Genomic DNA, 10,923 nt, shown 5'->3' with positions numbered 1-10,923 from the left:
ATCAAGGGCCACATGAAATCGTTCCAGGCGCCCATGAAGGTGAAGATCGCCAGCGTCACCAGCACCGGCTTCAGCATCGGCAGCACGATCTGGAAGAAGATCCGCAGCTCCCCTGCCCCGTCGATGCGTGCCGCTTCCAGCAGCTCATCGGGAATGGAGCGGGCGTACTGGCGCACCAGGAAGATGCCGAACACGCTGGCCAGCGCCGGCACGATCACGCCGCCGAAACTGTTGACCAGGCCCAGCTGCTTCATCAACAGGAACAGCGGCAGCATCGCCACCTGTGCCGGGATCACCAACGCCGCCATCAGTACCTGGAACAGCCGCTCACGGCCGGCGAACTGCAGCTTGGCGAAAGCGTAGCCGGCCATCGTGTTGAGCAGCAGCGAACCGAGGGTGATCGCCAGCGACACCAGCAGGCTGTTGGCGAAGTTGCCGCCCATGCCGGTGCGCGCGAACAGCTCGGTGTAATTGTGCGTGGTGATGCTGGACGGCAGCAGCGGCGGTGGGAAATGGGTGGCCTCGCCCTGCGGCATGAACGACACCGACAGCATCCACAGCAACGGTGCCAGGCTGACCAGGGCCAGCACCAGCAGCGCGCCATTGATCATCCACGGGTGCCAGCGTGACTGGCCGATTTCACGACTCATACCAACTGCCTCTTGCGGCCAAAGCGCAGCATCACGGTGGTCACCGCCAGGATGATCAGGAACAGCAGGAACGCCACAGCCGAGGCGCGTCCCRGGTTCCACCACTTGAAGCCTTCCTCGAACATGAAATACAGCACGCTGACGGTGCTCTGCAGTGGGTCGCCGCGGGTCATCACATAGGGTTCGGCGAACAGCTGGAAGTAACCGGATACGGTGATCACCCCGACCACCAGCAGCACCGGGCCGAGCATCGGCAGGGTGATGTGCAGGAACTGCTTCCAGCGCGAGGCGCCGTCGATGCGCGCGGCCTCGTACAGGTCATGCGGGATCGCCTGCAGGCCGGCCAGGAAGATCACCATGTTGTAGCCGAAGTTCTTCCAYACCGCGAACAGCATGATGGTCGGCATCGCCCAGTTGGGATCGCCCAGCCAGTCGATCGGGCTGATGCCAAGATGGCCCAGACCGTAGTTCACCAGGCCATAGCTGGTGTGGAACAGGTAGCGCCAGATCACCGCCACCGCCACCAGCGTGGTTACCACCGGGGCGAACAGCGCGGTGCGGAACAGCGCCTTGAAGCGCGCGGCCGGGGCATTGAGCAGCATCGCCGCGCCCAGCGATACGCCGATCGACAACGGCACGCCGATCACCACGAAATAGGTGGTGTTCCACAGCGACTTCCAGAACATCGGGGTCTGCAGCAGGTCGATGTAGTTGCCAAGACCCACGAAGCGCAGGTTGCTGCTGTCGGCCAGCGCATACAGGTCGAAGTCGGTCACGCTCAGCGCCAGCGCCGAAGCCACCGGCAGGCCGAAGAACACACCAAGCACGATCAGCGAGGGGCCGGCGAAGATCCAGCCGGCAAGCGAAGTACGTTTCATTGCGGGCTCCCGGCCGCGACTGCACTGGTCGAACCCGAGGGGGGTGCGCTGCGCTGCAGGCGTTGTTGTTCATGCATCCAGCGACGCTTGGCCAGCACCTTGTCCACGCGCTGGTCCAGTTCGGCCACGGCCTTGTCCTGCGGCAGGCCGCCACGCACCACCTGTTCGGTGACGATGCGCATTTCCTGCACGATGCGCTCCCATTCGAGCACCTTCGGGGTCGGCTTGACCCGCTCCAGCTGGTCTCGGAAGGCGGCGGCAAGTGGATCGTTGGCCAGCGAAGGCGCATTCCAGGTGCTTCGACGCGGCGGCAGGTCGCCGATGATCGCGTGGAAGCGCGCCTGGATTGCCGGCCGCGACAGGAATTCGATCAGCTTCCAGGACGCTTCCTTCTGCTGCGACTTGCGGAAGATCACCAGGCTGGTTCCACCGGCGATGCCCGCGCCCGGACCGTCCGGACCCGGCAGCGCGGCCGTGCCCCACTGCCCTTCCAGTTCCTTCGGCTGCAGCTTCTTGAACTCGCGGATGTTCCAGGGGCCGGAAATGTAGAACACGTTGAAGCCGCGGAAGAATTCATCCCAGACGTTGGAGATCTGCGTCTCGGACATCTTCGGCGCCCAGCCCTGCTCGAACATGTTGGCGTAGAACCCCAGCGTGCGGCGGAAGCCGGGGCTGGAGAAATTGCCACGGGTGTCGTCGTCGCGCAGCAGCGGATCGGGCTGCTGCAGGGCCAGCGACAGCTGCTGCTCGAACTCGTTGATCGGCATCAGCACCGCATAGCGGTTCGGGCCCTGCATGCGCTTGATCGCGGCCATCTGCTCGTCCCATTCGGCCCAGGTGCGCGGCGGATGGTCGAAGCCGGCCTTGGCCAGCAGGTCCTTGCGGTAATAGATCAGGYGGGTATCGACGTACCACGGCACCCCGACCAGCTCGTTGTGGATCACGTTGGTATCCCAGATGCCCTGGAAGTAGTCCTTCGGATCGACAACGGTGGAATGCTGCACGAACGGCTGCAGCGGCGTGAGCGCGTTGAGTTCGGCGAACTCGGGTACCCAGGTGTTGCCCAGCTGGCACACATCGGGCAGGCCGTCGGCGGCAAATGCGGTCAGCAGCTTTTCGTGCGCGGCCGTCCACGGGATGTTCTGCACATCGACCTTGATGCCGGGGTTCTCCGCTTCGAATTCGTGGATCAGCTCGCTGACCACTTCAGCCTCGCGCCCCATCGCCCAGAAGCGCACGGTGGTGGTGCCCTGCTCCTGGCGGGCACAGCCGGCCATGAACAGCGCGGCCAGTGCAGGCAATGCCCAGCGTCGCAGGCGGTGTTTCCAGTCGTGCACCTTGTTACTTCCCCTGGCCGGTGTTGCGGTTGGCATTGTTTTTCTGTTCCTGCGCGGCGGCCGCACGTGATTCGGCGATACCGACCGCACGCGCTGCGGCGGCCTTCTCATCCTTCTGCAGCTCCAGCGGCTGGAAGGAGCCTTCCGGCGCCAGCCAGCCTCCACTGAAGCCCGCCCGTTCCAGGCCCTTGCGGATGTACGGGTTCTTCTTCATCACGTCCCAGACGAAGTCGTTGCGGTAGTTGGCGATCATGGTCAGGATCGGGCCTTGGTCGATGGCGATGTAGTCGCTGGCGACCCAGCCACGATCGGGTACCACCCGCCCGGTCTTGATCGGGATGTCGTAGCTGAAGCTGGGATTGAACGAATCCAGGAAGCCATAGCTGGAGTAGATGTAGTCGCCGTAGCGCTTGTGCATCTCCAGCGTGGCCGGAATCACTTCCTCGGGCGCGAACACGACCGACGAGATCGCGGCGGTCGGCGCGATCGTACCGTCATCGAAATTCTCGCGCAGGCCTGCGCCGCGCGATGAGTAATGGCGGAACTGGCGCTGCTCGCCCCGGTATTCCTGGGTGGTGTTCTGCGGACCATCGCTGGCGGTCAGGCCCCAGACGTTCTCGCCATATTCCTTCCAGTTCATCGGATTGGCGATGGCGTACTCGCGCTGGGCCAGCGCCGCCGAACGGCTGTTGAGGAAGTAGGTGCTGCCACGCTCGCGCATGTACGCATCCTGGATATCGCGGAAGTCGATCCAGACGTGGCTGTACTGGTGGCCGAACAGCGGACCGAAGGACAGGTATTCCTGGCCCTGGTAGACGCCCCAGTCGTTGTCGTAAGTGCGCGTCCACACCGTCCACGCATCCGGGCTGACCGGGTGGCTGGGCGAGCCCAGGGCGAGGATGTAGACCATCATCGCCTCGTTGTAGCCCATCCAGTCATGGTCGATGAAGCCGTTCTCGGGGAACCAGCCCATCGAGATCAGCGGCGCACGCTGCTGCAGCCACGGCCAGTCGACCTGCTTGTACAGGGTGTCGGCGATCTGCCGGATTTCCTTCTCGCGCGGATCGTCGCCGTCGTAGTACGACTGGGCGAACAGCACGCCCATCATCAACAGCGCGGTATCCACCGAGGACAGTTCCACCCAGCTGTCGTAGCGGCGCCCTTCCTGCATGTCCAGGAAGTGGTAATAGAAGCCCTTGTAGCCGGCCTTGCCGGTGCGCTGCGGGCCCATCGGCACGTCGCGGAAGAACTTCAGGGTGGTCAGGGTGCGGTCGATCGCCTGGTTGCGGCTGACCCAGCCGTTCTCGATGCCGATCGGATAAGCGGTCAGGGCGAAGCCGACCGAGGCGATGCTGGCGAACGGCCGCGACGGATAGCGGTCCGGGGTCAGGCCGTTGATCTCGTTGGTGGTATCCCAGAAGAACTGGAAGGTGCGGCGCTCGATGTCATCGAAAAGCGGCGGCAGCTCCGGCTTCATCGGCCGCGGCGGTGCGTCGGCCTCGATCAGGATCACCGGCGGGCGCGGCTTGGCAGGCTCCTGCTGGGCCGGTTTGCAGGCGGCGATGGCCAGGGTCATCGCAGCGGCGGTCATCAGGTGGCGTGCCTRCATGGCGCGGTTCCTCCGGTGGGCTGATCGATGAAAGAGCATAACGTCCAATGACCTGAAATCGTTTACAAAGTGCGGTCTTAAAAAACCACGGAAACGTGGTTGATGACACCGCGGTCATTGCCCACGCCATTGCCCCCTGCCCGGCAATGGCGTGGGCAATGGACCGGCCCGGAGGCCGGCCATTGCCGTTGAAACCGGAGCCATCGGCGAACCGATGGCTCCGTGATGCTRCATCAGCGCTCCGCTTAGAAGCGGAAGCCCACTTCCGCCTTGACCTGGCGCGGGGTACCGATGACGTCACCGGTCTCGTTGTAGCTCACCAGCAGCGTGCCGTCCTGCTTCACGTAGTTCAGGTTCGAGAAGTTGTCGAAGTTGAGCACGTTGATGATGTCGATACGGGCATACAGCTCGGTATCGCCGGCCAGCTTGAAGGTCTTGGTCGCCTGCAGATCCAGCGAGCGGTAGCCGAAGATCTTGCCGCCGAGCAGGAAGTGACCATTGCCCGACGGGGTGCCGGCAGCCGGGGTCGGCATGCAGTTCGAATTGCCGGCCTGGGCGATGCAGGACCAATCGTTGCCCGGGGTCGGCGTAGCCAGGGTCAGCTTGCCGCCAAAGGTGATGCCCCAGAAACCGTCATACGAACCGGTGACCACCAGGCGATGACGCGGCGCGCCATTGGACTTGATGGTCGGGTACTCGCCGATGGTGCCGCGATCGAACGAGTAGTGCTCGTTGATGTTGCGGTTGTGGCGCGCATTGGTCCAGGTGTAGGCGATCGAGGTGCCCCAACCGCTTTCCTTGCTGTACGGCTTCTGCGCCGACAACAGAAGCTGGGTGGAGCGGGTCTTGATGCCCTGCTGGCCGATGATCAGGCTGCCGAAGCCCGGGATGTTGCAGTTCCACGGCTGGCCGTAGGTCGGCTCCTTGGCACCACACAGCATCTGGTTGTCAAAGAAATTGCCGTTGTTGAAGCGGTTGCCCAGGGTGAAGGCGAAGCCGTCATAGGTCAGCGTGCGCGAGATCGTGGCATCGGTCAGCCACTCGCCGAACTGGTTGCTCATGCCCAGGCTGAACTGGTCAGCGTAGGGCACCTTCATGTTGTTGTTCAGCAGATCGACTTCCATGCCTTCGTTGCTGGTGGAACCCAGCAGCGCCTGCACGTTCTCAATGCCGTTCAGCAGGTTCGGATTCCAGTCGAAGCAAGGGGTCTGGCCATACATGCAGTTGCCGGTGGCCGGGTTACGGAAATACACGGTCGGCTGCGGCAGCGCCAGCTTTGTGGTTTCCAGYKSCAGGTTGTCGAACAGRTCGCGRTCATASGAACGRCCGGCRCCACCGTGGAACACGTGCTGCTCGTCGGCGTTGACGTCATACGAGAAGCCCAGGCGCGGCTGCCAGGCATTCTTGAAGTTCTTGCGGTTGCGGCCGGTGCTGATGTAGTCGTTGACGTCCAGACCGCTGCGCGCGAGGGTTTCGGCGTAGGTCTGGGAGACGCCTGCCGGCGCGTTCGGATCCTGCGAGAACAGTGCTTTCACAACCTCCGGCGGGGTCACGAAATCGGTATAGATCGGATTCTTCTCGTAATCCCAGCGCAGGCCGATGTTCAGCTGCAGGTGGTCGTTGACCTGCCAGTCATCCTGGATGAACAGACCGATCTGCTTGACCTTGGCGCGCACTTCAGACTGCACGCCGGTGACACCGGTGCTGGCCTTGGTGAACTGCGCCTTGTACGGGGTGCTGGACGGGAAGGCGGGGTTGTCGATGGTGTAGGAGAACTGCGGATTGATCTGCGCCGCGTCGGAGGCGTACAGATCGATCTGCTTGTACTTGGCACCCATCTTGATGGTGTGGTCACCGGCCCACTGCAGACCATCGAGGGTCAGGTTGTCCTCGATCGCCCAGCCCTTCTGGCCCTTCACCTGCGAGGCGAAGGCATCGGCCGCGCCGACCTGGACGAGGGTCTTCTCCTGCGGACGGTTGGCGTCGGAGTCACCGAAATCCGGCGCGGTGTAGATGATGCCGTTGCCGTAGTTCAACGGCAGYGGGTTGTTGAAGGCTTCCTCGTGGGTCACCATCAACTCGTTGTAGAAGCGCTCACCGCTGTGGTTCCAGCGCAGGGCGTAACGGCGGTCGGTGTTGTCCACGACCTTGCCGTGCACCTTGGCGGTCTGGCCACTGAACTGCTGCTGGGTTTCGTCGCGGTCCTGGAAGGTCAGTTCGATGCGATCGTTGTCGGTCGGCTCGAAGTCGATCTTGGCGAAGATCAGGTCCTGCTGGAACGGCTGGCTGGCCGGGCCGAGGCCGGCGGCGCCGTCAGCCGGCAGGTTGGCGGCCGAGGGGGTCACTGCGCCGTCCGGGGCGATGGTCACCGGCAGGTCGAAGCGCTTGGCTTCATAGGTCACGAAGAAGTGGGCCTTGTCCTGGATGATCGGGCCGCCCAGGGCGAAACCGTATTCCTTCTCTGCCGACTCTTCCTTGCTCTTGCCCGGCTGGCGCTCGGCCGGGGTCATCGCACGCATGCTGTCGTTGGTGTAACGGTAGAAGGTTTCACCCTTGAACTCGTTGGTACCGGACTTGGTCGCTGCAGTGATCGCGGCACTGGAAACCTGGCCGTACTCGGCCTTGTAGTTGCCGGTGATGACTTTGTACTCGCCGATGGCCAGCTGCGGGAACGGATTGCCGGCGCTGCCGGACTGGCCGGAGATACCACCGCCCTTGACGTAGCTCTTCTGGCCCACGCCGTCGATGTAGACGTTGGTGCCGTCGGAGTTGGTGGCACCGCCGCGCAGCGAGGTGTTGCCCTTGGCATCGCGGGTGAAGATCATGCCCGGCACGGCGTCGGCGAACTCCAGGAAGTTGCGCGACACCTGCGGGGTGGTCTGGATCTGCTGCAGGCTGACAGTCTTGCCGACTTCGGAGGTGCGCACTTCCTGCAGCAGGGTCGGCGCGACGACGTTGACGGTGTCCAGGTTGGTGGCGGCGGTCGTGCCGGTGCCACCAGCAGCCGCCTCGCTGAAGTTCAGCGTCGCGGTCGAAGCGACGGTAACGGTGATCTTCTGGGTCTGGCCGTTGGCAACGACATTGTAGGTGCCCGGGTCCAGGCCCATCAGCGAATAGCTGCCGTCGGCGCGCACGGTGCCGCGACGCACGGTACCGGTGGCGACGTTGGTGGCGGTGACTTCGGCACCGGCCTGCGCGCCGGAGACCTGGCCTCGCAGGCTGGCGTTGGCCGACTGCGCCATGACGTTCGGGGCGGCGGCCAGCATCAGGCAGCTGACCAGTGCGGTGCTCAGCAGCCGGCGCGCCGGCGTGCGGATAGTGGAATGCATCATCAACTCAATCTCCGGGTGGCGGTGACCGCTTGCGCGGCACCTGCGATCAATCAAAAAAGAAGGAACGCCTCTGGCTTCAATGGCCGGATGGCGGAGTGGTGGAATCGCGAACAATCAGGCGCGGGACCAGGGTCTGCTTGTCCCCTGTCCCATCCGTGGAGGTGCCGTCCATCAACTGCAACAAGCGCGACATCGCCCGATCGCCCAGTTCAGCGATGCTGACCTGCATGGTGGTCAGCGACGGGTGGACGAAACGCGCAAGCGGAATGTCATCGAAACCGGCCAGGGCGACGTCGGATGGCACATGGACACCTGCCTGCGCGAAGGCATACAGGCAACCCAGGGCCATCATGTCGTTGGCGGCGAATACGGCATCGGGCAGCGTGCCGGCTGCCAGCAACTCCTGACCGGCGCGATGGCCGGAAGCTTCGTCGAAATCACCGGGCAACTCGATGCCTTCGGCGCCACTGCCAAACGCCGCCAGCGCGTCACGGAAGCCGCGCAGGCGCTCGCGCGCGTCGAAGTTGAGGTCCGGGCCAGAAATGAATGCAATGCGCCGATGGCCGGCATCGAGCAGGTGGCGGGTCATCGCCATCGCCCCTGCATGGTCATCGATGCTCAACACCGGATGGTCCTGCCCAGGCAGGTAGGTGTTGATGAGTACCGTCGGCAATGCCTGCGGCAGGTTGTCGGTCAGGAACCCGGGGCTCTCGGCATAGGGCGAGAGCACCAGCAGACCGTCGACCCGGCCGCGCATGGCACGCAGGGCTGCGCCTTGCTGCTCCTGGTCGCCGTGATAGCTCGACACCAGCAGGTGCTGGCGCCGGCTGCGGGCGACGTTGTCGATGCCACGCATCAGTTCGGAGAAGAATTCGCCGTACAGGTCCGGAAGCACCACGCCCACCGTATTGGTGCGGCGGCTGCTCAGGCTGCGAGCGGCGGCATGCGGGGTGTAACGCAGCCGTGCGGCCACCTCCAGCACAAGCTGGCGGACCGGTTCGGCGACATTTTCATGCCCGTTGAGCGCGCGCGAAACGGTGGCCACAGAGACCTTGGCTTCACGGGCGACGTCTTTGATTGTTATGGCTGCCTTGTTCACGAAGCCGCCCTCCACGGCTTGGACCTACCAGCATTGGCGCGGAATGTAAGCGTTTCCATCTGCGCTTGTAAACAGTCCGTTAGGCGAATGTCCCTAAACGGACACAGAAATCTGTCCGTGGCAGGCCCCTCGACGGACCTGCCAGGACAGCCCGGGACAGGGTTTCAGCCCTGCTCTGACGGGGTGTGTGCGCGGATGGACAACGCGTGGATGTCGGTTTCCATCAACGTGCCCAAGGCGGCGTAGACTGCGCGATGGCGCGCCAGCGGGGCCATTYCCGCGAAGCGCTCGCTGACCACGTGCACGTTGAAATGGCCGCGACCATCGCGCGCTCCGGCATGGCCTGCATGGCGATGGCTGTCGTCTTCGATCTCAAGCACGCTGGGGGCCAGCGCGTGCTGCAGCGCGTCACGAATCTGCTCGATCCGTTTCGCGTTCACGGCAGCACCTTGCGGAACGGACGCACCTGCACCCGCACATAGACGCCCGCCGCGACGTACGGGTCGGCATCGGCCCAGGCCTGGGCCTGCTGCAACGAGTCGAAGCCGGCAATCACCACCGAGCCACTGAACCCTGCCGGGCCCGGGTCTTCGCTGTCGATCGCCGGACACGGCCCGGCCAGAAGCAGGCGGCCTTCATCGCGCAACGCGGTCAGCCGCGCCAGGTGCTCGGGCCGCGCCTGCAGCCGCTGGGCCAGCACATCCTGGCCGTCATATCCTTCAATCACATACCACACCGGCATTTCCTCGCTTGCGTTGCTGGTGAAGCAATTCTAGCCAATCCCGCCGCCTGCCCGGCCTCGGCTGGACACTGGCGCGGCAAAGGCTTACCCTAGGGACCATTGCACGTGGCTGGATGCAGCAGCCCGTCGGTTTTTGCGGCCAACGCAGCCCCCGACGACCGACCCGCTGCTTCGAACCGGTCCACCCGACCGGGCCACGTAGACGACCTCCCCGTAGTCCTGTCGCTGCCGTGTCCTGCGGAGCGCCCTGTTGTTTGATGTGTGGAACCGCGCCGAGACAGGCGCGCCTGGTGTCCTGGCGGTCCGTGGCAGTTGCCCGGTGTGTCAGCTACCGCGACTGGTCCGTTGCAATCCTGATCTCCATTAGATGACTTCCGAACTCGCGCTCGACGCGAACACGCCAACCCGGCCGCCCGCCCCCCAGCAGCAGGAAATGCCGCTGGCCGTGGTGCATGGGCAACCGGTCCTGCAGATTCCGCAGGACCTGTACATCCCGCCGGATGCGCTSGARGTCATCCTSGAKGCSTTYGAAGGMCCGCTSGACCTGCTGCTGTACCTGATCCGCCGGCAGAACCTGGACGTACTGGACATTCCCGTGGCCGAGATCACCCGGCAGTACGTGGAATACATCACCGTGATGCGCGAGCTGCGCTTCGAGCTTGCCGCCGAGTACCTGGTGATGGCGGCGATCCTGGCGGAAGTGAAGTCGCGCATGCTGCTGCCCCGCCCCCCCAGCGTGGAGGGCGAGGAAGCCGATCCGCGTGCGGAGCTGGTGCGACGGCTGCAGGAGTACGAACGCTTCAAGCAGGCCGCCGAGGATATCGACGCCCTGCCCCGGCAGGACCGTGACACCACCGTGGCACATGCCTTCATGCCCGAGCGCGCCGCAGTGAAGCTGCCGCCGCCGGTAGACCTGAAGGAAATGCTGATGGCGCTGCACGACGTACTCAAGCGCGCCGAGCTGTTCACCGGCCACGCCATCAAGCGCGAGGCGCTGAGTGTCCGGCAGCGCATGGGTGAAGTGCTGGGGCGGCTTGAAGACGGCAGGTTCTATCGTTTTGAAAACCTGTTCACCGCCGAAGAAGGCAAGCTGGGCGTGCTGGTCACGTTCCTGGCAGTGCTGGAACTGGCCAAGGAGCAGCTGCTGGACCTCGTGCAGGAAGAACCGCTGGCGCCGATCTACGTGAAGTCCCTGGCCGCCGGCAATACCAATGCCCCGCTGCAGTTCAGCAGCGAGTTCGACGACAACGACGCCGCCAATGAAAACGAGTGAGCG

The 10,923-nt window shown here is 64.1% G+C and carries 9 protein-coding genes; 1 reads left to right on the top strand and 8 read right to left on the bottom strand.

Features of this window, described 5'->3' with window-relative positions; translation table 11 throughout:
* The 8 genes from AC1DJN_RS05635 to AC1DJN_RS05600 form a co-directional block, all read right to left on the bottom strand.
* Positions 1–650 (bottom strand): carbohydrate ABC transporter permease (locus AC1DJN_RS05635; protein WP_478038966.1); only part of this gene is annotated, 650 nt, incomplete at its 3' end.
* Positions 647–1,528 carry a carbohydrate ABC transporter permease gene (locus AC1DJN_RS05630; RefSeq protein WP_478038965.1) on the bottom strand — a complete coding sequence of 294 codons (882 nt, stop codon included), beginning with the start codon at positions 1,526–1,528 and terminating at the stop codon, positions 647–649. The genes AC1DJN_RS05630 and AC1DJN_RS05635, both read right to left, overlap by 4 nt.
* Positions 1,525–2,805 (bottom strand): sugar ABC transporter substrate-binding protein, encoded by a 1,281-nt coding sequence (locus AC1DJN_RS05625; RefSeq protein ID WP_478038967.1) that lies wholly within the window; start codon positions 2,803–2,805, stop codon positions 1,525–1,527. The genes AC1DJN_RS05630 and AC1DJN_RS05625 overlap by 4 nt, the downstream gene beginning before the upstream one ends.
* A 64-nt stretch (positions 2,806–2,869) precedes the next feature.
* Positions 2,870–4,474 carry a glucoamylase family protein gene (locus AC1DJN_RS05620; RefSeq protein WP_478038964.1) on the bottom strand — a complete coding sequence of 535 codons (1,605 nt, stop codon included), beginning with the start codon at positions 4,472–4,474 and terminating at the stop codon, positions 2,870–2,872.
* 245 nt (positions 4,475–4,719) lie between these two features.
* Complete coding sequence (locus tag AC1DJN_RS05615; RefSeq protein ID WP_478038963.1) at positions 4,720–7,806, bottom strand: TonB-dependent receptor; 3,087 nt, start codon at positions 7,804–7,806, stop codon at positions 4,720–4,722.
* A gap of 76 nt (positions 7,807–7,882) precedes the next feature.
* A complete protein-coding gene (locus AC1DJN_RS05610) occupies positions 7,883–8,920 on the bottom strand; it encodes a LacI family DNA-binding transcriptional regulator (RefSeq protein WP_033831551.1) in 1,038 nt (345 codons plus the stop codon).
* 149 nt (positions 8,921–9,069) lie between these two features.
* Positions 9,070–9,345 (bottom strand): BolA family protein, encoded by a 276-nt coding sequence (locus tag AC1DJN_RS05605; RefSeq protein ID WP_478038962.1) that lies wholly within the window; start codon positions 9,343–9,345, stop codon positions 9,070–9,072.
* Positions 9,342–9,641 (bottom strand): YciI family protein, encoded by a 300-nt coding sequence (locus tag AC1DJN_RS05600; protein ID WP_025876500.1) that lies wholly within the window; start codon positions 9,639–9,641, stop codon positions 9,342–9,344. The genes AC1DJN_RS05605 and AC1DJN_RS05600 overlap by 4 nt, the downstream gene beginning before the upstream one ends.
* A gap of 373 nt (positions 9,642–10,014) precedes the next feature.
* Here AC1DJN_RS05600 and AC1DJN_RS05595 point away from each other — a divergent pair, with 373 nt between their 5' ends.
* A complete protein-coding gene (locus AC1DJN_RS05595; protein WP_478038961.1) occupies positions 10,015–10,920 on the top strand; it encodes a segregation and condensation protein A in 906 nt (301 codons plus the stop codon).
* Positions 10,921–10,923 lie beyond the last annotated feature (3 nt).

Source organism: Stenotrophomonas sp. 05L414_2 (assembly GCF_056397905.1).
The sequence above is the reverse complement of the archived record's forward strand: the minus strand, read 5'-3'. Positions and strand labels throughout refer to the sequence as shown.